The following is a 22,813-nucleotide window of genomic DNA, read 5'->3' on the forward strand; positions in this document are numbered from 1 at the left end:
CCCGTCCGACGGGAACCCCCGGGGTTGTGACGGACCCCACCCTGCCCTTCCCGAGCCCTTCCCGAGCCCTTCCGAGCCGGCTCACGGCCCGTCAGGCGAGCACCGGCAGCTGCTCGGCGAGCGCCGAAGCCCGTTCTCCGCTGGCCCGCAACCGCCCGGTGCCGGTGACCGCCGCCCAGGTGGTGCGGCCGGTGGCCAGCCGCACCCAGGTGACCGGATCGGTCTCGACGACGCTCGGCGGGGTGCCGCGGGTGTGCCGCGGGCCCGGCAGGCACTGCACCGCGGCGAACGGCGGCACCCGCACCTCGGTCGACGCGCCCGGCGCCTTGGCGGCGAGCGCGTCCGCCAGCACCCGGACCGTGATGGCCAGCGCCTGCCGGTCCAGGCGCACCTGGGCGCCGACCGCGCGGGCCAGGTCGTCGCCGTGCACCACCAGCTCGACGACCCGGGTCACCGTGAAGTCCAACGCCCGCATGGCGCCGAGCGCGTGCGGCAGCAGCAGATCCTCGCGGATCGCGGTCTCCAGCACGGAGTCCAGCTCCTCGGCGGCCGCGTCGATCGCCGCCACCTGGTCGGGGCGCGCCGCCGCGTCCCGCCGCGCGGACTCGTCCAGCCGGTCCGCGAGGGTCTCGTTGGCCAGCGCCCAGCGGTTCAGATCGGTCTCCGGCCGGCTGGCGATCGGCGCCGGTTCGGCCAGCAGCCGGGGCAGCGCCTCCATCTGCCGGGCGATGTGCGCCAGCAGGGTGCGCACGTCCCAGCCGGGCAGCCCCGAGGGCCTCGCCTGCTGCTCCGCGGTGAGCGCCGCCGCCGCCAGCCGCACGTTCTCCACCTGGGCCAACAGGGCGTCCCTGACCCGCTCGGGGTGGTAGGCGCGAAGCTTGCGCCGGACGGCACCAGACATGTGAGGGAGCTTACGACGAACCGCCGCCCGACGAGCGCGCGGCCGACGTCAGCAGTCGCGGCGGCGGACCGCCAGGAGGCCGCCCAGCACGAGGGCGACGGTCCACGCGGCGAGTATCCCCAGCCCGTACCAGGGGCCGATGACCTCGTCGGCCCGGCCGACCGTCATCACCTGCGCGCCGGCGTGATCGGGCAGGAAACGCGCCACCTCGCGCACGCCGGGGAGCGCGTTGGCAAGCGGGGAGAGCGCGAAAAGCGCGCCGAGGAGCAGGCTCAACGTGCGCGCCGTGGTGCGCAGCAGGGCCGCGACGCCGACGGCGAGGAGGCACAGCAGGGTGACGTAGAGGGGAGCGCCGAGCACCGCGCGCCAGGACGCGCCCTCGCCGAGCGGGACCCCGTGCGGGCCGAGTATCGCCTGCGACACGGGATAGGAGACGCCGACGCTGAGCAGCGACGCCGGCAGCACGACGGCGGTGACGGCGAGCAGCTTCCCGGCGTAGAAGAGGCGACGGTCGGGCACCGCGGCGAACGAGGTGCGGATCATGCCGCTGCCGTACTCGCCCGTGACCAGCAGGGCCGCGAACGCCACCAGCGCGAGAAGGCCGATCTGCAGGCCGACGAAGCCGGAGTCCACCGGGTGGAAGTCGTCGCTGAGCCGGTCGCCGCCGTCGTCCAGCTCCGCCCGGACGCTGGCGCAGCTGACCACGGTGAGGCCGACGGTCACCAGCACGGCGAACACGGGGGTGAGCAGGGTGCTGCGCAGGGTGCGGATCTTGGTCCACTCGGCGGCGAGGACCGCCGCGGTCGCGTTACTCGCCATCGCGGGCCACCTCCGTCCCGGCGGCGGCGCCGTCGCGGTGCTCGACGGCCGTACGGGACTCCGTGCGGGGGGCGGTGCGGTGCTGGGCGGCGTCGGCGGTGATGCGGAGGAACGCGTCCTCCAGCGAGTCCTTCTCGGCGGCCAGTTCGTCCAGGGTGATGCCGTGCTCGGCCGCGAGCCGGCCGACCTCCGAGGCGGAGACCGACTCCCCCGGCACGCTCAGGCCGCCGTCCGGCAGCCGTTCGGCCGGGGTGCCGGCCGCCGCCAGCAGCGCGGCGAGCCGCTCGGGCTCGGGCGTGCGGACCCGCACGGTCGGGGCGCAGTGGCGGGCGATGAAGTCGGCCATGCTGGTGTCGGCGAGCAGCCGGCCCCGGCCGATGACGACCAGATGGTCCGCGGTGATCGCCATCTCGTTCATCAGATGGCTGGAGAGCAGCACGGTGCGGCCCTCGGCGGCCAGCTCGCGCAGCAGCGTGCGGATCCACCGCACGCCCTCCGGGTCGAGCCCGTTGACCGGCTCGTCGAGCAGCAGCGTGGCCGGGTCGCCGAGCAGCGCGGCGGCGATGCCGAGCCGCTGGCACATGCCCAGCGAGTAGCCGCGGGCCCGGCGGTCCGCCGCCGCGTCGAGGCCGACGAGCGCCAGCACCTCGTCGACCCGGCGGCGCCCCAGGCGGTTGCTGCGGGCCAGCCAGCCGAGGTGGTGGCGCGCGGTGCGGCCGCGTTGCAGTCCGCCGGACTCCAGCAGCGCGCCGACGTGCCGCAGCGGCTCGCGCAGCTCGGCGTACGGGCGGCCGTCGATCAGCGCCCGGCCGCGGTCGGGGCGGTCGAGGCCGAGCAGCAGCCGCAGGGTGGTGGACTTGCCGGCGCCGTTCGGGCCGAGGAATCCGGTCACCCGGCCGGGGCGCACGGCGAAGTCCAGCTCGTCGACCGCGAGCGTGGCGCCGTACCGCTTGCTCAGTTCGCGTACTTCGATCATGTCTCGACTCTCCTCGCCGAACGGCCTCCGCCCATCGGCCCGGACGACGAGATGCCGGGTCCGCCCGGGAGCCGAGCCGGCGGCCCCGCCGGGCCCTCCGTCCACCCGTGGGTGGACCTCCCGGGGGTGGATGTCCCCGGGCGACCCGGGGGCTAGCGTGGCGACGTGGCGGGAAGCGAACGGGCGCCGGGTGGCGCGGGGCGGGACGCGGGCCCCGGCGCGGAACCACGGCGGCTGGGGCGCGGCGAACTGCTGGCGCTCGACGCGCTCGCCGGCGTCGCGCTGACCCTGCTGTTCCTCTCCCTCGCGCCGGTCCAGGGTCCGGAACGCGTGCCGGCGCCGGTCGCGCTCGGGCTGGCGGCGGCCATGGGGCTGCCCGTGGCGGCCCGCCGCAGGTGGCCGGTGCCCGTGCTGGGCGCGGTGACCGTCGCGTCCGTGGCGGCGGCGCTGCTCGGCGTGCTCGCCGAGCCGTTCCTGGCCGTCGGCTACGCGCTCTACTGGGTCGCGGTGACCAGCGCGGAGGTGCGCTGGCTGCCCACCCGGGTGGTCGGGGCGGCCAGCGTCGCGCTGGTGGTCGGCGCGCTGGTCGCCGGCACGCCGACCCCGGCGCAGCAGCAGCTGCCGGTGTACGTGCTGGGCGTGGCGCTGGCCGGGACGGCGTGGACCGCCGGCCGGGCGGTGCGGGAGCGGCGGGCCTACGCGGCGCGTTCCGCCCGGCAGCTCGCGACCCGCGCGGTGGCGGAGGAACGGCTCCGGATCGCCCGCGAACTGCACGACGTCGTGGCGCACCACATCGGGGTGATCGCGGTGAAGGCGGGGGTGGCCAACCATGTGCTGCCGGTGCGGCCCGAGGAGGCCGGCGACGCGCTGCGGGTGATCGAGACGGCGAGCCGGGGCGCGCTGGCCGAGATGCGCCAGCTGCTCGGGGTGCTGCGCGCGGAGCCGGCGGAGCCGGCGAGCCTGGCCCGGCTGTCCGGGCTGGTGGAGCACGCGGCCGCGGCGGGGGTGGCGGTCTCACTCCGCGGTGGCCTTGCCGGCCTGAGCGGGCCCGTGGAGCGCGCGGCGTACCGGATCGTGCAGGAGGCGGTGACGAACGTGATCAAGCACGCCGCGCCGACGCGCTGCACGGTCGTCCTGGAGACGGCCGACGACGGTCTGACGATCGAGGTGACGGACGAGGGAGCGCCTGGCGGCGCGGGCCGGGACGGCGGTACGGACCCCTCCGCCGGGCCCCGCGGCGCGGGTGACCCGGCCCCGGGCGGGGACCCCGGCTCGGACGCGCCCGGTGGGAGCGGGGGGCACGGCCTGGTGGGAATGCGGGAGCGCGTGGCCCGGCTGGGCGGTGAACTCTGGACCGGCCGCCGCCCACAGGGCGGCTTCACGGTCCGAGCCCGCCTGCCGCACTCGCACCCGGCGAACCCGGAACCCGCACCCGAAGCCCGACGCGCGCAGCCGCGCAAGGGCGAACCGACGGAGGACAGGCGGAGGGCAGCACAGCCACCAGAGCCACCGGCCGGCGGCGGCGCGGAGCCGGGCGCGGGGCCGCGCGCGGAACAGGTGGTGCGGGGCGGGGGGCGCGTGTGTGGCGGAGGTGCCTTGCGGGGGCGGGGCGGCGCGGAGGAGGGGGCGCGTGAGTGAGTCGGCGATCCGCGTGCTGATCGCCGATGATCAGGCGCTGCTGCTCGGCAGCTTCCGGGTGCTGGTGGAGGCCGAGCCCGGGCTGACCGCCGTCGGCACGGCGGCGAACGGCGTGGAGGCGGTGGAGCTGGCGCTGCGTCTGCGCCCCGACGTGGTGCTGATGGACGTGCGGATGCCAGAGATGGACGGCATCGAGGCCACCCGGCACATCTGCGGTGCGCCCGGCGGCGCGGGCGTCCGGGTGCTGATGCTGACGATGTTCAACCTCGACGCCTACGTCTTCGCCGCGCTGCGGGCCGGCGCCAGCGGGTTCCTGCTGAAGGACGTCTCGCCGGCCGAACTGCTGCACGGCATCCGGGTGGTGGCCGCCGGCGAGAGCCTGCTCGCGCCCGCGGTGACCGGCCGGCTGATCACGGAGTTCTGCCGGCAGCCCGAGGGCCCCGCGGTGTCGCCGCCGGAGCTGGACGGGCTGACCGCGCGGGAGCGGGAGGTGCTGGTGCTGGTCGCCCGCGGTCTGGCGAACGCGGAGATCGCGCAGCGCCTGGGCATCGGCACGGCCACGGTGAAGACGCACCTCGGCCGGCTGCTCGACAAGCTGGGCGCCCGCGACCGGGTGCAGCTGGTGATCATCGCCTACGAGACGGGCGTCATCACGCCGCGGGACCGCGCCTGACCGGCGCGGCCCCGCCCGTCGTGCCGATCGGTCCGTCAGCCGAAGAGCTCGGGCAGGGTGAGGACGTCCGCGGCCCCGCCCGTCGTGCCGATCGGGCTGTCAGCCGAAGAGCTCCGGCAGCGTGAGGACGTCCGCGGCCCCGCCCGTCGTGCCGATCGGGCTGTCAGCCGAAGAGCTCCGGCAGCGTCCGCTCGTGGGCCTCGCGGAGCTCCGCGAGCGGCAGCGTGAGGACGTCCGCGACCTCGACCGCGTCGCCGCCCACCGTGCCGATCCGGCTGGCCGGCAGGCCGTGCGCCGCGCAGAGCTCGGCGAACGCCGCCTCCGTGGCCGGCGGCACGGCGACCACCGCGCGCCCCGCCGATTCGGAGAACAGGAAGGTGAACGCGGTCAGCCCGTCCGGCGTCCGCAGGCTGACCCCGGTGCCGCCACGCAGGCTGGACTCCACGACGGCCTGCACCAGGCCGCCGTCCGAGAGGTCGTGGGCCGCGGCGACCAGGCCGTCCCGGGAGGCGGCGACGAGGACCTCGGCCAGGGCGCGTTCCCGCTCCAGGTCCAGCCGCGGCGGCAGCCCGCCGAGGTGGCCGTGCACCACCTGGGACCAGGCGGAGCCGCCCAGCTCGTCCGCGGTCTCGCCGAGCAGGTACACCGCGTGCCCGGCCTCCCGGAACGCCATCGGGGTGCGCCGGGTGACGTCCTCGATGACGCCGAGCACGCCCACCACGGGGGTGGGGTGGATGGCGGCCTCGCCCGTCTGGTTGTACAGCGAGACGTTCCCCCCGGTGACCGGGGTGCCCAGCGTCCGGCAGGCGTCGGCGAGGCCGCGGGTGGCCTCGGCGAACTGCCACATCACGGCCGGGTCCTCGGGCGAGCCGAAGTTCAGGCAGTCGGTGACGGCCAGCGGGCGCGCGCCGGTCGCGGCGACGTTCCGGTACGCCTCGGCCAGCGCCAGCTGCGCGCCGGCGTACGGGTCGAGCTTGGCGTACCGGCCGTTGCCGTCGGTGGCGACGGCGACGCCGAGGCCCGTCTCCTCGTCGACCCGGATGACGCCGCCGTCCTCCGGCTGGGCCAGCACCGTGTTGCCCAGCACGTACCTGTCGTACTGGTCGGTCACCCAGGACTTGGCGGCCTGGTTCGGCGAGGAGACCAGGGCCAGCACCTGGGCGCGCAGTTCCGCGTCGGTCGCCGGGCGCGGCAGCCCGGCCGGATCGTCGGCCTGCAGCGCGTCCTGCCAGTCGGGTCGGGCGTACGGCCGCTCGTAGACCGGGCCCTCGTGGGCCACGGTGCGCGGCGGCACGTCCACGATCTGCTCGCCGTGCCAGTAGATCTCCAGCCGGTCGCCGTCGGTGACCTCACCGATCACGGTGGCGATCACGTCCCATTTCGCGCAGATCTCCAGGAAGCGGTCGACGTTCTCCGGGGAGACGACCGCGCACATCCGCTCCTGGGACTCGCTCATCAGGATCTCCTCCGGGGTGAGCGAGGAGTCCCGCAGCGGCACCGTGTCGAGCTCGATCCGCATGCCGCCGGAGCCGGCCGAGGCCAGCTCCGAGGTGGCGCAGGACAGGCCCGCGCCGCCGAGGTCCTGGATGCCGGTGACCAGCTTCTCGGCGAAGACCTCCAGGGTGCACTCGATGAGCAGCTTCTCCTGGAACGGGTCGCCGACCTGCACCGCGGGGCGCTTGGCGGGCCCGGTGTCCTCGAACGTCTCCGAGGCGAGCACGGAGACGCCGCCGATGCCGTCGCCGCCGGTGCGGGCGCCGTAGAGGATCACCTTGTTCCCCGTGCCCGAGGCCTTGGCCAGGTGGATGTCCTCGTGCCGCATCACGCCCACGCACAGCGCGTTGACCAGCGGGTTCCCCTGGTAGCAGGGGTCGAAGACGACCTCGCCGCCGATGGTCGGCAGGCCCAGGCAGTTCCCGTAGCCGCCGATGCCGGCGACCACGCCGGGCAGCACCCGGCGGGTGTCGGGGTGGTCGGCGGCGCCGAAGCGCAGCGGGTCGAGCACGGCGACGGGGCGGGCGCCCATGGCGAGGATGTCGCGGACGATGCCGCCGACGCCGGTGGCCGCGCCCTGATAGGGCTCGACGTACGAGGGGTGGTTGTGCGACTCGACCTTGAAGGTGACGGCGTAGCCCTGGCCGACGTCCACCACGCCGGCGTTCTCGCCGATGCCGACCAGCAGCGCGTCGCTGGCCGGCGCCTTCTCGCCGAACTGCCGCAGATGCACCTTGCTCGACTTGTACGAGCAGTGCTCGGACCACATCACCGAGTACATGGCCAGCTCGGCACCGGTCGGACGGCGGCCGAGGATGTCCCGGATCCGCTGGTACTCGTCGGGCTTCAGGCCCAGCTCGGCCCAGGGCTGGGCGGCGTCCGGGGTGTCGGTGGCGTGCTTGACGGTGTCAGCGACGCGGGGGCGCGGGGCGGGGGAACGCATCAGGCGACCAGCTTCGTGAGTGCCGAGATGACCGAGGTGAAGAAGCCGAGGCCGTCGGTGGTCGGTCCGGTAAGCGGCTCGACGGCGTGCTCCGGGTGCGGCATCAGGCCGACGACGTTGCCCGCCTCGTTGCTGATGCCGGCTATGTCGCGGCGGGAGCCGTTGGGATTCAGGTCCAGGTAGCGGAAGATCACCCGTCCGGTGGCCTCCAGCTCGTCCAGGGTGCGCTCGTCCGCGACGTACCCGCCCTCGCCGTTCTTCAACGGGACGGTGATCTCCTGGCCCGCGGTGAAGTCGCCGGTCCAGGCGGTGGCCGTGCTCTCCACCCGCAGCCGCTGGTCGCGGCAGACGAAGTGCAGGTGGTCGTTGCGGGTGAGGGCGCCGGGCAGCAGATGGGACTCGCACAGCACCTGGAAGCCGTTGCAGATGCCGAGCACGGGCAGGCCGGCCCTGGCCTGGTCGATGAGGGTCTCCATCACCGGCGAGAACCGGGCGATCGCGCCGCAGCGCAGATAGTCGCCGTAGGAGAAGCCGCCGGGCAGCACCACCGCGTCGACCTGGCGCAGGTCGCGGTCGCCGTGCCACAGCGGGACCGGCTCGGCGCCGGCCAACCGGACGGCGCGCAGGGCGTCCCGGTCGTCGAGCGATCCGGGGAAGGTGACGACTCCGACGCGGGTGCTCACCGAGCTCCCGCCCCTTCGGCGGTCTCCTCCGCGGCGTCCTCGACGACGACCCGGTAGTCCTCGATCACGGTGTTCGCCAGGAAGGTGCCGGCCAGTTCCTCGATACGGGCGAGGGTGGCGGCATCGACCGGGCCCTGGAGGTCGAGCTCGAAACGCTTGCCCTGACGGACGCCCCTCACCCCCTCGAAGCCGAGCCTCGGCAGTGCACGCTGCACCGCCTGGCCTTGGGGGTCGAGGATCTCCGGCTTCAGCATGACCTCGACGACGACGCGAGCCACAGGTACTCCTGCTAGTTCTGGTGCTGGTGCTGGGTGCTGGTGGGCGCCGCGGGACGCGACACGGCCAGCGTACCCGGCCGGGTACTCGGTCACGTTCAGGTCTCGGCGCCGAAAACCCCTCCAAGAATCGAGGAGATAAAAGTAAAGTCACGGGTAGGGGAGCAGAGACTTTGCTACGCATTCGCGAGCCACTCGCGGCACAAACACCTGCCATATAGTTTAGAGAAACAGGCATCGCAGCACGTCAACCCGCTGATTGCGGAGCCGTACGGCAGCGATCCTCCCGAAAGGACCGATATCCGTGGCACAGCGTGTAGTGGTAACCCTCTCCGACGACATCGACGGCGGCGAAGCGGCGGAAACGATTGCCTTCGGACTCGACGGGAAGACGTACGAGATCGATCTCAGCACGGACAACGCGGAGAAGCTGCGGACCGCGCTCGCGCCGTTCGTCCAGGCCGGTCGTAAGCGGGCGAGGTCCGGCCGGACCTTCCACCACACGGAGGTCGCCCCCGATCCGCGGGCGGTGCGCGCCTGGGCGGAGTCCAACGGGTTCGGGGTGCCGACCCGCGGCCGGATCCCGAAGAAGGTCTACGACGCGTTCAACGAGGCCCACCCCACCGCCCGTTGAGCCGACTTGCCAGCAACCCCGGTCGATCGGCTAGAGTCTGGAGCGCGCCACGGGGCCTCGGCCGGAAGGTTCGAGTCCCGGTAGCCGCGCGGGTGTAGTTCAGTAGCAGAACACCCTCTTTCCAAGAGGGAGGCGCAGTGTGCGATTCCTGTCACCCGCTCCAGATCACTGCACCAGGTGCGGTACAGTGAGCGTCGTGCGGACGTGGCTCAGTTGGTAGAGCATCACCTTGCCAAGGTGAGGGTCGCGAGTTCGAATCTCGTCGTCCGCTCGTGAGGAAGGGCCCGATCTCTCAGGGATCGGGCCCTTCGCGTTGTGTGCGGTGTGTCCCCCATAGCCTCCCGACGGATCGCTGACATTTGTCATCCGGACCGGTGACAGCCGGCACTGCCCCCGGCCCTTCCCGGCCGGAACGCTGGAGGCATGACTTCGGCAAGGGCGACAGAGACGGTGATCGAGGCCGCCGGACTCCGGCGGCGTTACGGACCCGCGGGCCCCGGCGGCTTCGACGCCGTGCGGGGCATGAACTTCACGGTGCGGCGCGGCGAGGTCTTCGGGCTGCTCGGCACCAACGGGGCGGGCAAGACCTCGACGGTGGAGCTGCTCGAAGGGCTGGCCGCGCCGAGCGACGGCCGGGTCCGGGTGCTGGGCCACGACCCCTTCCGGGAGCGCGCGGCGGTGCGCCCGCGCATCGGGATCATGCTCCAGGAGGGCGGCTTCCCGGCCGAGCTGACGGCGCTGGAGACCGCCCGGATGTGGGCGGGCAGCCGGGCCGCGACCGCGGACGACACCGCGGGCGCGGCCGGCGAGGCGCTCGACCTGGTCGGCCTGACCGAGCGGGCCGGCGTCCGGGTGAAGCAGCTGTCCGGCGGTGAACGGCGCCGGCTCGACCTGGCCATGGCCCTGCTCGGCCGGCCCGAGCTGCTGTTCCTCGACGAGCCGACGACCGGCCTGGACCCCCAGGCCAGGAGCACCACCTGGCGGCTGGTGCGGGAGCTGCGCGACGCGGGCACCACGGTGGTGCTGACCACGCACTACCTGGAGGAGGCCGAGGCGCTGGCGGACCGGCTGGCCATCATGCGCGCCGGCCGGGTGGTGGTCGCGGGCACCCCCGAGGAGGTGATGGCGGAGCAGCCGTCCCGCATCCGTTTCACGCTGTCCGACCCGTCGCTGGCGGAGCGGCTGCCGGCGTCCATCGTGGCGGAGGCGGCCTCCACGGCGTACGGCGGCCGGGTGGAGGTGCGGACCCGGGCGCTGCAGCGCGACCTCACCGAGCTGCTGCTGTGGGCGCGGGAGCGGGACGTGGTGCTCGACGGCCTGGACGCGCGGGCCGCCACGCTGGAGGAGGTCTTCCTGCGGATCGCCCAGGCGCCCGACGCGCTCGGACACGAACACGAACACGGTCCCGGATACGGACACGACGACGTCGAGCACGACGAGGGGGAGGCCCCGTGGGACCCGAAGCAGGTGGCGCGATGAGCTCCCTGGACGCACGAGACCACGTACGAGACGACGCGCGTTCCCCCGCCCGGTGGGTCCGCCCGCCGGGTCCTGACGCCCGCCGCCGGCTGCGGACGTTGGGCCGCACGGAGCTGACGCTGCTGCTGCGGAACCGCACGGCGCTGTTCGTCTCGCTGCTGATGCCGGTCTCCATGGTGCTGCTGTCCTACTCCTCCTCCCGCCAGCTGGACCTGGCGGGCACCGGCCTCAGCCGGCACGAGGCGGTGCTGTCCGGCGGCATCGGCATGGTGCTGATGCTCGCCGTCTACCTGAACCTCGTGCCCACCTACGTGGCGCGGCGCGAGGAGCGGGTGCTCAAGCGGCTGCGCACGGGCGAGCTCACGGACGGCGAGATCCTGGTCGGCGCCGCGCTGCCCTCGGCCGTGCTCGGCGTGGCGCAGTGCGCGGTGCTGGTGGTGACCGGGGCGGTGGTGCTGGACATCGGGGCGCCGCGGCGGCCCGACCTGCTGCTGGCGGGGCTGCTGCTGGGCGTTGTGCTGCTGGCCGCGCTGGCGGCGGTGACCTCGGCGCTGACCAGGACGGTGGAGAGCGCGCAGATCACCGGCATGCCGCTTTTCATGGTGTCGGTGATGGGTTCGGGCCTCTTCGTGCCGTCCGAGGTGCTGCCGGACGGGCTGGCGCGGGCGTTCGCGGTGCTGCCCCTGTCACCCGTGGTCGACCTGGTCAAGGCCGGCTGGCTCGGGGGCATGGACGGCCGGGAGACGGCGGTCGCGCTGGGGCTGGCCGTGCTCTGGACGGGGTACGCGGTGTTTGCTGTGCGGAAGTGGTTCCGCTGGGACCCGCGGCAGTGAGGGAGTGAGCGAGATGCGTGGGCTGGGTCGACTGGTGCGGTTCCGCCACGTCAGCCAGCGGGCCCGGGTCGAACTCTGCACCCGGTGGGCGATCTACAGCTTCACGTTGATCGAGGCGCTCGTGATCGCCATGGTGCTGGGCAACACCGCCTCCGAGAGCACCGGCTGGGCGCTCGCCGTGGTCGGCGCGACCTGCGCCGCCCACGTGGCGCTGAACCTGTGGCTGACCCAGGTGGGGCTGCGCTACTACCTGGCGGCCGGCAGGGACGACGACGAGTTCCCCCCGGTCCTCGGCCGTCGGGGAGGTGCCGTCGGAACGGCGGCCGACCGGCCCGACCGGCTGATCGCGGCGCTGACCGGCACGACGCTGGCCGGCGTCGTCGCCGTCGTCGCCCTGGCCGGCGGCGGGCGGCTGCCCGACGACACCATGGTGGTGGGCAGCTACCTGGTGGTGTACTCCACGGGAACGCTGCCGTTGGTCGCCACGGCCCGGCAGACCGCGGGGCTGCTCGCGCTCCCGACCGCGGCGGGGCTCGCCGGCGCGGCGCTCGCCGGAGTGCCGGCCGTCAGGCTGGGGGCGACGCTGGCCGTCGGCGTCGGGGCCAGCCTGCTGCTGGGCGCCGCGTGCCGGCTGTCCGCGTGGACGCTGCGGGTCATCGACAAGCTGGACGCGGCGCGCGAGACCGAGGCGCGGCTGGCGGTCGCGGAGGAACGGCTGCGGTTCGGCCGGGACCTGCACGACGTGCTGGGCCGCAACCTGTCGGTCATCGCGCTGAAGAGCGAGCTGGCCGGGCAGCTCGCGCAGCGCGGCTCGCCGGCGGCGGTGGACCAGATGGTGGAGGTGCAGCGCATCGCCCGGGAGTCGCAGCGGGAGATGCGGGAGGTGGTGCGCGGCTACCGGCGGGCCCAGCTGCACGGCGAGCTGGCCGGGGCGCGCGGCGTGCTGGAGGCGGCGGGCATCCGGTGCCGCATCGAGGACGGGGACAGCGCGGCGCTGCCCGAGCCGGTGCAGTCGGCGCTCGGCTGGGTGGTGCGCGAGGGCACCACCAACATGCTCCGGCACGCGCAGCCGAACCACTGCACGGTGCGGTTGCGCCGGGCGCCCGGCGGTCTGGTGGTGCTCGACATGGAGAACGACGGCGCGCCGCCGCTTGCCGCAGGGCCGCTTGCCGCGGCGGGGCCAGGAGAGGGCAGCGGGCTGGCCGGACTGCGCGAACGGGTGACCGCGCTGGGCGGTTCGTTGACGGTGGAACGGGGCCCCGGCGACACGTTCCGCCTCCGGGCCGCCTTGCCGGCGTCAGGTGGCCGAACCACGGTGGCCGGGACTGACGGGACGAGCAGGACCGCCGGCAGGAGACGGATGCCCGGAACGGCGGAGCCGGACGAGACGGCCGAGACCGGACAGGGGCCAGGAATGGCGGAGCCAGACGCGGCGGCCGGAGCGGACCAGACGGCCAGCACGGACGCGACAGACGAGACCGCCAGGACAGCCGGTGGACAGGAACCCGGAACGGCGGGGCCGGACGAGGCGGACGAGACCGGGGAGGGGCCCGGGGCGGCGGGGCCGGACGGGACGGGCAGCACGGACGGGATGGGCAGGATGGGCGGGTTGGATCAGGTGGAGAGGACGGACGGGCCCGGGGCGGCGGGGGCGGGGCGTGGGGGGGCGGGGCGTGAGTGACGAGATTCGGGTGCTGTTGGCCGACGACGAGCACCTGATCCGCGGGGCGTTGGCGGCGCTGCTGGCGCTGGAGGAGGACCTGCTGGTCGTCTGCGAGGCGGCGTCGGGACCCGAGGCGTTGGCCATGGCGCGGGCCCACCGGCCCGACGTGGCCGTGCTCGACCTGCAGATGCCGGGGGCCGACGGCGTGGCGGTGGCCCGCGCGTTGCGGGCCGAGCTGCCCGAGTGCACCACGATGATCGTCACCGGACACGGGCGGCCGGGGCATCTGAAGGGCGCCCTGGCGGCGGGGGTGCGGGGCTTCCTGCCGAAGACCGTGTCGGCGCAGCGGCTGGCCGAGATCATCAGGTCCGTGCACGCCGGGAACCGCTACGTGGACCCCGACCTGGCAGCGGACGCGATCAGCGCGGGCGACTCCCCGCTGACCGCCAGGGAGGCGGAGCTGCTGGAGCTGGCGGCGGACGGCGCGCCCGTCGCGGAGATCGCCGAACGCGCCGCGCTGGCCCAGGGCACGGTCCGCAACTACCTGTCGGCGGCCGCGGCCAAGCTCGGCGCGGAGAACCGCCACGCGGCGGTGCGCATCGCCCGGGAACACGGCTGGTTGTAACCGAGAACGAGCACAGCAGGGAGGACGATCTCATGAGCCCGCAGTGGGTGATCGCCGTCATCGCCATCGCCATCGTCGCCTGGCTCGCCTGGCGCGAGTGGGGCGGCCGGCGCCGCCGATGAGACGTCCGCGCCGGCCCGGCCGTCAGTCCCAGGGCAGCCCGGTCAGCAGCCGGTAGACCTCGGCGTAGCGCGCCCGGGTGTGCCGCACGACCTCGTCGGGCAGCGGGGGCGGCGGGGTCTCGCCCGTGTGGTCCCAGTCAGAGGCCGGCGAGGCCAGCCAGTCGCGGATGATCTGCTTGTCGTAGGGCTTCTGCGGCCGGCCCGGCTGCCACTCGCTCTTCCGCCAGAACCGCGAGGAGTCGGGGGTGAGCACCTCGTCGGCCAGGACCAGCGGGCCGGGAGTCCCGTCGGGGTTCTCCGCCCGGCCGAACTCGAACTTCGTGTCCGCCAGCACGATGCCCCGGTCCCGGGCGATCTCCCGGGCCCGGTTGTACGCGGCGAGGGTGGTCTGGCGCAGTTGGGCCGCGGTCTCGGGACCGACCTCGCGGGCCACGTCCTCGTAGCTGATGGCCTGGTCGTGGTCGCCGACCGCCGCCTTGGTGGTGGGGGTGAAGATGGCCGCGGGCAGTTCCGAGCCGTCCTCCAGACCCTCGGGCAGCGCGAGGCCGCAGACGGTGCGGTGCCTGCGGTACTCGGCGAGTCCGGAGCCCGTGAGGTAGCCGCGGGCCACGGCCTCGACCGGGACCATCCGCAGCGGCTGGACCGTGACGACCCGTCCGGCCCAGTCGTCGGGGGCGCCCGCCGGCGGGTCGGTGGACAGCAGGTGGTTGTCCACCAGATCGGCGAGTTGGTCGAACCACCAGAGCGAGAGCCGGGTCAGGATCCGGCCCTTGTCGGGGATCTCGGTGGGCAGCACCCAGTCGTAGGCGGAGACCCGGTCGCTGGCCACCATCACCAGCTCGCCGGCCTCGTTCCGGTAGAGATCGCGCACCTTGCCGGTGTGCAGGTGTACAAGTCCCGGTACCTGCGCGGGCTCGGGCTTGTCGACGAATCCTGGCACGGTGCCTCCCGGGGGCGTGGTGCGGGGCGAGGGCGGCCCACGCGGTGACCATTGTCCCCCAAGGGCGGGCAATCCCCGCAGCGGGCGGCCGCGTGGGGCAGGGGACCGGCAGCGGGCGGCTCAGTCCCGTTTGCAGATGCGGTCGAGCAGGTTCGCGGTGGCGCGTTGGATCCGCGGGTCGGTGTGGCCGGGGCGGGCCAGCGCCGGCGACCAGGCGAACGTGCCGGCGGCGAAGACCCAGGCACCGCTGGGCGCCTGATAGAGCGACGTCTCCTGGTGGCGGCGGGCGCCGAACGCGTCCCGGTAGGGGGAGTGGGCGAGCAGGATGCGGCTGTCGTAGTCCGGAAGCTGGGTGCGCGGGAAGTACCGGTCGGCCTCGCCGGCCACCAGCCCCGCCAGTTCGTCGCCCTCCCTGGCGCTGGTCGCCTCCCACAGCCAGTGGTCGGCGTTGCGCACCACCAGGGGATGGGGGTGCGGGACGCGTCCGGCGTACTGGACGCCGAGCAGCGTCTGCTCGGGATCGCCCTGCTCGCGCCAGAGCAACGGCCGGCCGGGGCCCTGCCGCTTCCGGCACAACAGGAGACGGTCGGGGTCGCCCGCGGGCAGCGGGGCCAGCGACACCTGCCAGTACATGGTGTTGGCGGAGAGGAAGACCAGCGAGGTGCCGCTGTCGCGCGCCCGTTCGACGGCCCGGCGCATCGGCACCGACCAGTACTCGTCGTGGCCGGGGAAGACGAACCCGCGGTAGCGCGACGGCTTCACCCGACCCGCCTGCAGGTCCCGGGCGGTGGCGTAGGCGAGGTCGTAGCCGTAGCGCTCGGCCCAGCGGATGAAGTCGTAGGCGTGCCCGGCGTGCAGCGGCAGGCCCGCGCCGGCGTAGGGGCGGTCGAAGCTCAGCGCGCAGGACGCCTCGGCCTCGTCCAGCAGCCGTCCCTCCCCGTCCCAGGCGTGGTAGAGGCTGGCGCCGCCGCGGCCGTCCTCGGGGAAGAGGTTGTACGCCTGCCAGGTGATGTCGGGCAGGCACAGCAGCAGGTCGGCCGGCCGGTGGTCGCGGACGGTGAACGGCACGTGCGAGCGGAAGCCGCCGTCCGCCGTGGTGAGCACCGCGACATGGGCGCCGGGACGCCAGTCCTCGGGGATCTGCAGGCGCCAGGAGAGCCACCAGTGGTGGCAGGAGACGGTGCGCTCGACGACCATCGGATCCGGCTGGCGGATGCCCATCAGCTTCGGGCTGCGGACCAGCAGCCGGGCGCCGTCGCCGGCGAAATACCCGATCCGGTAGACGTCGATGGTGAACTCCTGCGGCGGCGTGACCGTGACCCGGAAGTCGATGGACTCGCCGGGCGCGACCGACCCCTGCGGTGTGAATCCCTTGATCTGACAGGCCACGTCGTCGGCTATCCGGGGGCCGACGGCGCGCCGCGTGCCGCGCCGGGCCGGGCGGGGGGCGGGCAGCGCGGCGCTGGCCGCCGGGACGGCCGGACGCACGGGGCCGAGCCCCACCTGGCAGAAGTAGTGCTCGCTGCCGCGCAGCCAGGGCAACGGGCCCTGGGCGCGCGGATCGGACACGGCGTCGGTGGCGGAACCCGACTCCCAACGGTCGACGCTGCCGCGGCCCGGCGCGGCCTCCGGCACCCCGTCGGCGTCCCGGGGCCCGGGAAACTCGCGAAGCTCGGAGGGCTCGGAGGGCTCGGAGGGCTCGGAGGGCTCGGAGGGCTCAGAGGGCTCAGAGGGCTCAGAGGGCTCAGAGGGCTCGGAGGGCTCGGAGGGCTCGGAGGGCTCGGGAAACTCACCGGACCCGCCCGGCGCGCCGGGCTCGTCCGAGGCGCGGTCCGCGGGCCCCTGCTCCGAGAGGTCGGGGCACTCCGTTCGCCCGCTGTGCTCCGTGCTCACTCCGACCCCCGTCCAGTCCCACCCACGGTTGGCGCTGTCCGGCCGCCCGAGGCACGCGATCGCGTTGCCGCATCCAGGACATCACATCTCGCACGTGAACTGTCACCGTTCGTCGTGAAATGGCTGGAGATGTTTGCCCCTTGACCGCGGCTCCACTTGCCCCGACCTTGCCCCGACCTCGCCCGGACAGCGCCTAGACCAGCCGCACCGGCTTGTCCGAACGCACCCCGGCCTCGGCCAGCCAGGCGCGCAGCGGCTCCGGATCGCCGTCCTCCACCAGGCTGTGCACCGGACCCGCCAGATCGTTCCGCCGGCGACCGCCGGAGAGCAGCACCGGGCCGTCCAGCCAGTCCAGGCCCGGGGCCGCGGCCGTGGTGTCGGAGGCGGCGCAGCAGACGGCGGCCGACACGTGTTCGATCAGCAGCTCCTGCTCGGTGCACGGCGGTTGCAGCGGGAACGCCAGGGGCAGCGCCCCTCCCCCGGTCTCGGGCCTGGTGGGCCAGCCCGCCGCGCCCGTCCCGGCCTCCGGCTGGGGGGTCGCGCCCCCGGGCCGGGCGGCGTGCGCGGCCTGCGCCCGCGCCGCCTCGGCGCTGACCCGGGCGGCGAGCCGTCCGGTGCCCTCGCCGGCCGCCTCCGCGAGCCGCTGCACGGCATACGCCAGGGTCGGCGTCTCCTGCGCGTCCAGCGCGGCGAACAGCCGGGCCGCCTGGTCCCGCCAGATCCGGTCCACCACCTCGTCGGGATAGGCCGGCCAGTCCACCGGCGCCCATTCGGCCGGCGGCGACTCCGGTATCCCGTGGAACAGCCGGGCGGCCAACAGCGAGATCTCCTCGTCCACCGCGCCCGGCTCCTCCAGCAGGTCGCAGGCCGGCCGCTCGCCCAGCCGGGAGGCGAAGCCCTCGGCGAGCCGGTCCCTGCGGGACAGCTCGGTCAGTGCGGACACCACCCCGGCGTCCAGCCGGCGCGGCCAGCGGCCGGTGCGCCAGGCGGGCAGCGCCACCCGGGTCAGCAGCCGGTCCCAGCCGGCGTACGCCAGGCCCACCTGCTCCTGGGCGACGATCCGCAGCCCGTGGTCCACGGTCCGGGCGCGGGCCGCCGCGGCCGCGGCCACGCCGCGCTCCATCTCCGCCGAATGCTCCGCGGCCCCGCGCAGCAGCACCCGGCAGATCGAGCCGGCCGAGCGGAGCAGCGGGCGCCGGGCCGGCGAGGCGTCGGTGGCCAGCGCGATGGTGGCGTCCCAGGCGCGGACGCAGCGGCGGGCGGCGGCGATGTCGGGGTGAGCCGAGGGGCCGGTGCCGGCCACCACGGGCGCGAGCAGGGCGCGGAGCTCGGCCACCCGCATCCACCACAGGAACGGGGAGCCGATCACCAGCACCGGCCCGCCGGAGCCGGCGCCACCGGGGCCGCTCCGCGGCCGGAAGCCGAAGAGGAACCGGTGCCGGCGCCCCCGCGGCCGGCCGGCCGGCTCCTCCAGCCAGCTGTCGCAGTCGGGGGTGAGCGCGACGCCGCCGGGCGGCGGTACGTCGAGCCGGTCCGCCAGCTCCCGTATCAACCCGTGCAGGGCGGGGGCGGCGCGCTCCGGCACCTCGATGGTGGGCGTCACCGGGGGGCGGGCGCCCGTGACGACCGCGCCGACGGCGACGGCGAGCGCCAGCGTGAGCGCGGCGAACGCGACCACCGCCCAGCACAGCGCGGGCGGCGCCCCGGCCGCGACGAGCACCACCGCGACGGCGGCGGGCAGCAGCATGAGCGCCAGGGCTCCGTTGCGCACGCGGAGCACGGCGAGCGCGTGATCCCGCGCGGAGTACGTGCCGTTGCGCTGCGCCATGCCCCTGCCCTCCGCCGTGCCGATGCCGATGACTCCTGGTGTCCGCGATCACAGCTCAACCACTGCTCACCACTGTGACACCGGCCAATGACAGCGCAACGTCGCGCTGGGCCGTTCGCCGTAGCGGCGAGGCGGAAGACGCTGCGCCGCACCATAGTTGGGCCCGCGGGACCCGTCAGTAACTCGGCCCATCGATCACCCGATGGAGGGGCTATGGGGAAAGCTTGGCGCCGTTCTTCGGCGCTATTCGGCCAGCTGGCGGGAATCCGCCGAATCCGGCGCCGAATCCGCCCCTGACCCGGACGCCTCGCGGGTCTCCCGCGCCTCGCGCGCGGCCCGTTCGGCGATGTCCGTGCGGTGGTGCGAGCCGTCAAGACGGATCCGCGCCACCGCGCGGTACGCCAGCTCCCGGGCGGCGGTCAGGTCGGTTCCGGTCGCGGTCACCGACAGCACCCGCCCGCCGGCGCTCACCACCTCGCCGTCCGGTCCGCGCCGGGTGCCCGCGTGCAGCACGTAGGCGTCGGGGCCGTCCTCGGCCGCGACCTCGTCGAGCCCCGCCACCGGATCGCCGGTGCGCGGCTCGCTCGGGTACCCCTGGGCGGCGACCACCACCGTGACGGCCGCGCCCTCGCTCCAGCGCAGCGACGGGAAGCCGGCCAACTCGCCGGTGGCCGCGGCGTGCAGCAGCCCGCCGAGCGGGGTGCGCAGCCGGGCCAGCACCGCCTGCGTCTCCGGGTCCCCGAACCTGGCGTTGAACTCCACCACCCGCACGCCCCGGCTGGTGATCGCGAGCCCGGCGTAGACCAGCCCGGAGAACGGAGTACCGCGCCGCCGCAACTCGTCGACGGTGGGCCGGATCACCGTCTCCACCACCTCGTCGACGAGCTTGGGCTCCGCCCACGGCAGCGGCGAGTACGCGCCCATGCCCCCGGTGTTCGGGCCGCGGTCGGCGTCGTAGGCGCGCTTGAAGTCCTGCGCCGGCTGGAGCGGCACCACCGCCTGCCCGTCGGTGACCGCGAAGAGCGAGACCTCGGGCCCGTCGAGGAACTCCTCGATGACCACCCGGCCTCGCTGGTCGCCTCCCTCGTTCCCCCGGGCGCCCGCGGGAGCGGACGCCAGGCACGAGCGGGCGTGCGCGCGGGCGCGCTCCAGCTCGTCGGTGACCACGACGCCCTTGCCGGCGGCGAGCCCGTCGTCCTTCACGACGTACGGCGGCCCGAAGGCGTCGAGCGCGTCATCGGCCTCCTCGGCGGTGACGCAGACGTAGGAACGGGCGGTCGGCACGCCGGCGGCCGCCATGATCTCCTTGGCGAACGCCTTGCTGCCCTCCAGTCGGGCGGCGGCGGCGGACGGGCCGAAGACCGGGACGCCGGCCTCGCGCACCACGTCGGCGACGCCGGCCACCAGGGGTACCTCGGGGCCGATCACCACCAGGCCGGCGTCGATCCTGGTGGCCAGCGCGGCCACCGCCGCGCCGTCCCCCGCGTCGACCGGGTGAACCTCCGCCACCCCGGCGATGCCGGCGTTCCCCGGCGCGCAGTGCAGCGCGGTGACCTCGGGGTCGCGGGCGAGGGCGTGGCACAGGGCGTGTTCGCGGGCTCCGCCGCCGATGACAAGGATTCGCACACCGGCAGCGTAGGCCCTGGTGGCCCGCTAGCTGAAGACGATCATGGCGCCCTGGGCGAGGCTCCGGGTCGCCGCGGCGTGCAGGCCGAGCCAGACGTGGCGCTCGCGGGCGAACGGCCCGTCGCCGTACGCGGGGCGCGCGGCCGGCTCGTCCAGGCGCGTGGGGCGGGACGGCGGCTCGGGAGCGGGCGGCGGATTCTTCGGGTCGATGTCGAGCACCGGCGCCACCGCCTCCAGCTCGCGCAGCAGGCCGTGGCTGGAGCCGAGCGGGCCGCCGCCGGCCAGCAGCGAGTCGTTGACCAGCGGATGCGGGAAGTCGAGCGGGACGTAGCAGCCCGCGTGGTCGAAGTGCCAGACCAGATGGGCCTGCTGCGCGGCCGTCTCGAACATCTCCAGCAGCTGCTGGTAGTCGCCGTCCAACCGGTCGGCCGGGGTCACCGGCAGGCCGCTGAGCTGCAGCAGGTACGCGCGGCGCAGCAGGTGCAACGCGGCGTAGTCGAAGCCGGCCACCGGCGCGACCTCCCCCGAGGTGCCGGGCACGTAGCCGTGCACCGGCACCGGCGGCAGCCCCGCCTCGGCCAGTGCCCTGTCGTACTCGGCGAGTTCCTCGGCGAAGGGGTTGTCGGGGCTGTGGCAGAGCACGTCGACGAGCGGCACGAGCCACAGGTCACAGGCCACGTACGGGCTCACTCTCGGTCCGGCGGAGCTGGGACGGGGGAGGGGCGTGCGGCGGCGGGACGATGCACGCGGGAGACACACGCGCCGCGCGCGCCGTCGCGGGTTCAGGGACAGCGTAGAGGTCCACGAGCCGGCGCGGCCCCCCGCTGACGCGTCCCGGGCCGCCGGCTCAGGGCTCCGGCCAGGCCGCGGTCAGCTCCTCGGCCATGCTCAGCGCGTGCGCCCGGTGGCCGCGCAGCAGCCGCTCGGTCTCCGGAACGTCCCGGCGCTCCACCGCGTCGGCCAGCTCCGGGTGGGCGGCCCACAGCCGCCCGGCCAGGTCGCGCTCGCCGCCCTCCCTGGTCAGCCGACGCAGCCGCGGCACGGCGAACGCCCAGCAGCGCACCCGCAGCCGGTCCAGGAACTCGCTGATGTGCGGATTGCCGAGCAGCGCGTCGAGCTCCCGCCAGAAGCGCAGGTCGTAGGCGATGAGCACGTCCAGGTCGCCGGCCAGGGCGGACTGCCGGGCGGCGGCGGCGCGGCGGCGGATGGAGGTGAACGCCTCGGGCGCCGCGGCCGGCAGGGCGCGCGCCGGCTCGTGGTGGAGTATCCCCTTCGTCACCAGGGTCTGGGCCTCGACCAGGTCCCGGAAGTCGGCGAACGTGTAGTGCCGGATCCGGAAGCCGCGATGCTGCTCTATCTCCAGCAGCCCCTGGGCCGAGAGGTCGACCAGGGCCTCGCGCACCGGCGTCGCCGAGACGCCGTACTGCTCGGCGATCTCCCGGACGGTGAACTCACCGCCGGGCGCGAGCCGTCCGGCCAGGATCTCCTCCCGGAGGGCGTCGGCGAGTTGTTCCCGCAGGGTGCTGCGTTGAATCACGGCGGTCAGCCTACAGAGTGCCGGCTCAATTGACAGCATGTTGTCTACATGACAGGATGTTGTCATAAGCGAAGGAGAGCACCATGGCCAGCGACACGACCTCCACCACGGGCACCGACCGGAAGACCGTGCACCTCGGCGTCTACGACGGGCTGGCCGACTGGGAGCCCGGGCACGCCGTCGCGACCCTGCGCGACCGCGGGTACCGGGTGCTGACCGTCGGGGCCGACCTGACGCCGGTCACCACCAGGGGCGGCCTGCGGTTGCTGCCCGATCTGGCGCTCGACGCGCTGCGCCCGGCCGACAGCGCGCTGCTGATCCTCCCCGGCGCCGACCTGTGGCTGACCGGCGAGGGGCTGGCGCCGTTCGGCCGCGCCGCCCGCGCCTTCCTGGCCGCCGGCGTGCCGGTGGCGGCGATCTGCGGCGCGACCGCGGGGCTTGCCAAGGAGGGGCTGCTGGACGACCGGGCGCACACCAGCGCCGCGCCGGAGGTGCTGGCCATGACCGGATACGCGGGTGCCGCGCACTACCGGGAGACCGACGCGGTCACCGACGGCGACCTGATCACCGCCGGCCCCACCGACCCCGAGGCGTTCGCCCGGGAGATCCTCGCCCGCCTCGGCGCGTACGAGCCGGAGGTGCTCGACGCCTGGTTCCGCCTCTACGCGCACTCCGACGCGACCGCCTACCCGGTCGTGGCGGCCGCCGCGGAGGTCACGGAGGCCGCCAGGTGAGCGAGCGAGGCGCCCAGGGCCTGCTGTCCGGGTCCGCGCTGACCGTGTTCCGCCTCAACGGGCAGCTCCTCGCCGTGGCCGACCGGCTCGCCGCGCCGGCCGGGCTGACCGCGGCCTGGTGGCAGGTGCTCGGCGCCGTGCTGCCCGCGCCCCTGCCGGTGTCCGGGATCGCGCGCGCCATGGGCATCACCCGGCAGAGCGTGCAGCGCATCGCGGACCTGCTGGTGGAGCGCGACCTCGCGGCGTACCAGCCGAATCCGGCGCACCGCAGGGCGAAGCTGCTGGGGCCGACCGCGGCCGGCCGGGCGGCGGTCGCGCGCATCGATCCCGGCCACCGGGAGGTCGCCGAGCGGCTCGCGAAGGAGCTGGGTGGGGAGCGGGAGTTCGCGGCCGCGCTGGCCGCGCTGACCCGGCTCTCCGAGGCCCTGGAGCGGCTGGAGGTGCCCGATCGGGCAGTGTCCTCGGCCGAGTTGTGATCCGTCTGGGACACCACCGGG

General features: G+C 74.8%; 21 protein-coding genes and 2 tRNA genes. 11 read left to right on the top strand and 12 right to left on the bottom strand.

What is annotated here, in order from left to right:
• Window positions 1-91 precede the first annotated feature (91 nt).
• From ABGB06_RS12825 to ABGB06_RS12835, 3 genes are read right to left on the bottom strand one after another with little or no spacing between them, the layout of a single operon-like run.
• On the bottom strand, window positions 92-901 hold the full coding sequence (locus ABGB06_RS12825; protein ID WP_347588509.1) for a sterol carrier family protein: 810 nt from the start codon (window positions 899-901) through the stop codon (window positions 92-94).
• Window positions 902-949: 48 nt separating this feature from the next.
• Window positions 950-1,720 (bottom strand): ABC transporter permease, encoded by a 771-nt coding sequence (locus ABGB06_RS12830; RefSeq protein WP_347588511.1) that lies wholly within the window; start codon window positions 1,718-1,720, stop codon window positions 950-952.
• Window positions 1,710-2,696 carry an ATP-binding cassette domain-containing protein gene (locus ABGB06_RS12835; protein WP_347588513.1) on the bottom strand — a complete coding sequence of 329 codons (987 nt, stop codon included), beginning with the start codon at window positions 2,694-2,696 and terminating at the stop codon, window positions 1,710-1,712. Before ABGB06_RS12835 ends, ABGB06_RS12830 begins: the two co-directional genes overlap by 11 nt.
• Before the next feature lie 165 nt (window positions 2,697-2,861).
• On the opposite strand from ABGB06_RS12835, the gene ABGB06_RS12840 reads away from it, so the two are divergent.
• Together ABGB06_RS12840 and ABGB06_RS12845 are read left to right on the top strand one after the other, a co-directional pair.
• Window positions 2,862-4,334, top strand: coding sequence for a histidine kinase (locus ABGB06_RS12840; RefSeq protein WP_347588515.1), 1,473 nt, complete (start codon window positions 2,862-2,864; stop codon window positions 4,332-4,334).
• Window positions 4,327-5,007, top strand: coding sequence for a response regulator transcription factor (locus ABGB06_RS12845; protein WP_347588517.1), 681 nt, complete (start codon window positions 4,327-4,329; stop codon window positions 5,005-5,007). The genes ABGB06_RS12840 and ABGB06_RS12845 overlap by 8 nt, the downstream gene beginning before the upstream one ends.
• Window positions 5,008-5,170: 163 nt before the next feature.
• Here ABGB06_RS12845 and purL read toward each other — a convergent pair whose 3' ends face one another.
• The 3 genes from purL to purS are packed head-to-tail and all read right to left on the bottom strand — an operon-like array spanning window position 5,171 to window position 8,405.
• Complete coding sequence (gene purL / locus ABGB06_RS12850; RefSeq protein ID WP_347588519.1) at window positions 5,171-7,444, bottom strand: phosphoribosylformylglycinamidine synthase subunit PurL; 2,274 nt, start codon at window positions 7,442-7,444, stop codon at window positions 5,171-5,173.
• Entirely contained in the window at window positions 7,444-8,127 is a 684-nt protein-coding gene (purQ, locus tag ABGB06_RS12855) for a phosphoribosylformylglycinamidine synthase subunit PurQ (RefSeq protein WP_347588521.1), read from the bottom strand. The genes purL and purQ overlap by 1 nt, the downstream gene beginning before the upstream one ends.
• Window positions 8,124-8,405 carry a phosphoribosylformylglycinamidine synthase subunit PurS gene (purS, locus tag ABGB06_RS12860; RefSeq protein WP_347588523.1) on the bottom strand — a complete coding sequence of 94 codons (282 nt, stop codon included), beginning with the start codon at window positions 8,403-8,405 and terminating at the stop codon, window positions 8,124-8,126. Before purS ends, purQ begins: the two co-directional genes overlap by 4 nt.
• 301 nt (window positions 8,406-8,706) lie before the next feature.
• On the opposite strand from purS, the gene ABGB06_RS12865 reads away from it, so the two are divergent.
• The 7 genes from ABGB06_RS12865 to ABGB06_RS12895 all read left to right on the top strand — a co-directional run bounded on the left by ABGB06_RS12865 (window position 8,707) and on the right by ABGB06_RS12895 (window position 13,636).
• Complete coding sequence (locus ABGB06_RS12865) at window positions 8,707-9,036, top strand: Lsr2 family protein (RefSeq protein ID WP_347588525.1); 330 nt, start codon at window positions 8,707-8,709, stop codon at window positions 9,034-9,036.
• An 88-nt stretch (window positions 9,037-9,124) separates the two neighbouring features.
• Window positions 9,125-9,199: transfer RNA gene (locus tag ABGB06_RS12870), tRNA-Gly, on the top strand.
• Between the two features lie 35 nt (window positions 9,200-9,234).
• A tRNA-Gly gene (locus tag ABGB06_RS12875) sits at window positions 9,235-9,307 on the top strand.
• 152 nt (window positions 9,308-9,459) lie between these two features.
• Window positions 9,460-10,515, top strand: a complete 1,056-nt coding sequence (locus ABGB06_RS12880) for an ABC transporter ATP-binding protein (RefSeq protein WP_347588527.1) — start codon at window positions 9,460-9,462, stop codon at window positions 10,513-10,515.
• Window positions 10,512-11,348: an ABC transporter permease gene (locus ABGB06_RS12885; RefSeq protein WP_347588529.1), complete on the top strand. Its 837-nt coding sequence runs from the start codon at window positions 10,512-10,514 to the stop codon at window positions 11,346-11,348. Before ABGB06_RS12880 ends, ABGB06_RS12885 begins: the two co-directional genes overlap by 4 nt.
• A gap of 13 nt (window positions 11,349-11,361) precedes the next feature.
• Entirely contained in the window at window positions 11,362-13,029 is a 1,668-nt protein-coding gene (locus tag ABGB06_RS12890; RefSeq protein ID WP_347588531.1) for a histidine kinase, read from the top strand.
• Window positions 13,022-13,636, top strand: a complete 615-nt coding sequence (locus ABGB06_RS12895; RefSeq protein WP_347588533.1) for a response regulator transcription factor — start codon at window positions 13,022-13,024, stop codon at window positions 13,634-13,636. The genes ABGB06_RS12890 and ABGB06_RS12895 overlap by 8 nt, the downstream gene beginning before the upstream one ends.
• Window positions 13,637-13,780: 144 nt before the next feature.
• Here ABGB06_RS12895 and ABGB06_RS12900 read toward each other — a convergent pair whose 3' ends face one another.
• The 6 genes from ABGB06_RS12900 to ABGB06_RS12925 all read right to left on the bottom strand — a co-directional run bounded on the left by ABGB06_RS12900 (window position 13,781) and on the right by ABGB06_RS12925 (window position 21,621).
• On the bottom strand, window positions 13,781-14,698 hold the full coding sequence (locus ABGB06_RS12900; protein ID WP_347588535.1) for a phosphoribosylaminoimidazolesuccinocarboxamide synthase: 918 nt from the start codon (window positions 14,696-14,698) through the stop codon (window positions 13,781-13,783).
• A 120-nt stretch (window positions 14,699-14,818) separates the two neighbouring features.
• Entirely contained in the window at window positions 14,819-16,333 is a 1,515-nt protein-coding gene (locus tag ABGB06_RS12905) for a N,N-dimethylformamidase beta subunit family domain-containing protein (RefSeq protein ID WP_347588537.1), read from the bottom strand.
• A gap of 451 nt (window positions 16,334-16,784) precedes the next feature.
• The gene (locus tag ABGB06_RS12910) at window positions 16,785-18,419 is read right to left on the bottom strand and encodes a hypothetical protein (RefSeq protein ID WP_347588539.1); all 1,635 of its coding nucleotides are present in this window, start codon (window positions 18,417-18,419) and stop codon (window positions 16,785-16,787) included.
• A 243-nt stretch (window positions 18,420-18,662) separates the two neighbouring features.
• Window positions 18,663-20,045: a phosphoribosylamine--glycine ligase gene (gene purD, locus ABGB06_RS12915; RefSeq protein WP_347588541.1), complete on the bottom strand. Its 1,383-nt coding sequence runs from the start codon at window positions 20,043-20,045 to the stop codon at window positions 18,663-18,665.
• A 27-nt stretch (window positions 20,046-20,072) separates the two neighbouring features.
• Complete coding sequence (locus ABGB06_RS12920) at window positions 20,073-20,723, bottom strand: hypothetical protein (RefSeq protein ID WP_347589152.1); 651 nt, start codon at window positions 20,721-20,723, stop codon at window positions 20,073-20,075.
• A gap of 169 nt (window positions 20,724-20,892) precedes the next feature.
• A complete protein-coding gene (locus tag ABGB06_RS12925; protein WP_347588543.1) occupies window positions 20,893-21,621 on the bottom strand; it encodes a GntR family transcriptional regulator in 729 nt (242 codons plus the stop codon).
• A 44-nt stretch (window positions 21,622-21,665) separates the two neighbouring features.
• On the opposite strand from ABGB06_RS12925, the gene ABGB06_RS12930 reads away from it, so the two are divergent.
• Together ABGB06_RS12930 and ABGB06_RS12935 are read left to right on the top strand one after the other, a co-directional pair.
• The gene (locus tag ABGB06_RS12930; RefSeq protein WP_347588545.1) at window positions 21,666-22,316 is read left to right on the top strand and encodes a DJ-1/PfpI family protein; all 651 of its coding nucleotides are present in this window, start codon (window positions 21,666-21,668) and stop codon (window positions 22,314-22,316) included.
• Window positions 22,313-22,792 carry a MarR family transcriptional regulator gene (locus tag ABGB06_RS12935; protein WP_347588547.1) on the top strand — a complete coding sequence of 160 codons (480 nt, stop codon included), beginning with the start codon at window positions 22,313-22,315 and terminating at the stop codon, window positions 22,790-22,792. Before ABGB06_RS12930 ends, ABGB06_RS12935 begins: the two co-directional genes overlap by 4 nt.
• Window positions 22,793-22,813 lie beyond the last annotated feature (21 nt).

Origin of the sequence: Streptomyces sp. B6B3, assembly GCF_039871525.1 — a bacterium.
In the GTDB taxonomy this organism is placed as follows: Bacteria; Actinomycetota; Actinomycetes; order Streptomycetales; family Streptomycetaceae; genus Streptomyces.

Excerpts from the sequence above, each read along its gene's own strand:
- ABGB06_RS12910 (WP_347588539.1), bottom strand. The coding sequence starts at position 18,419 with ATGGCGCAGCGCAACGGCACGTACTCCGCGCGGGATCACGCGCTCGCC.
- purL (WP_347588519.1), bottom strand. The coding sequence starts at position 7,444 with ATGCGTTCCCCCGCCCCGCGCCCCCGCGTCGCTGACACCGTCAAGCAC.
- ABGB06_RS12880 (WP_347588527.1), top strand. The coding sequence starts at position 9,460 with ATGACTTCGGCAAGGGCGACAGAGACGGTGATCGAGGCCGCCGGACTC.
- ABGB06_RS12830 (WP_347588511.1), bottom strand. The coding sequence starts at position 1,720 with ATGGCGAGTAACGCGACCGCGGCGGTCCTCGCCGCCGAGTGGACCAAG.
- ABGB06_RS12925 (WP_347588543.1), bottom strand. The coding sequence starts at position 21,621 with ATGCTGTCAATTGAGCCGGCACTCTGTAGGCTGACCGCCGTGATTCAA.
- ABGB06_RS12835 (WP_347588513.1), bottom strand. The coding sequence starts at position 2,696 with ATGATCGAAGTACGCGAACTGAGCAAGCGGTACGGCGCCACGCTCGCG.
- ABGB06_RS12890 (WP_347588531.1), top strand. The coding sequence starts at position 11,362 with ATGCGTGGGCTGGGTCGACTGGTGCGGTTCCGCCACGTCAGCCAGCGG.
- ABGB06_RS12930 (WP_347588545.1), top strand. The coding sequence starts at position 21,666 with ATGGCCAGCGACACGACCTCCACCACGGGCACCGACCGGAAGACCGTG.
- ABGB06_RS12885 (WP_347588529.1), top strand. The coding sequence starts at position 10,512 with ATGAGCTCCCTGGACGCACGAGACCACGTACGAGACGACGCGCGTTCC.
- ABGB06_RS12825 (WP_347588509.1), bottom strand. The coding sequence starts at position 901 with ATGTCTGGTGCCGTCCGGCGCAAGCTTCGCGCCTACCACCCCGAGCGG.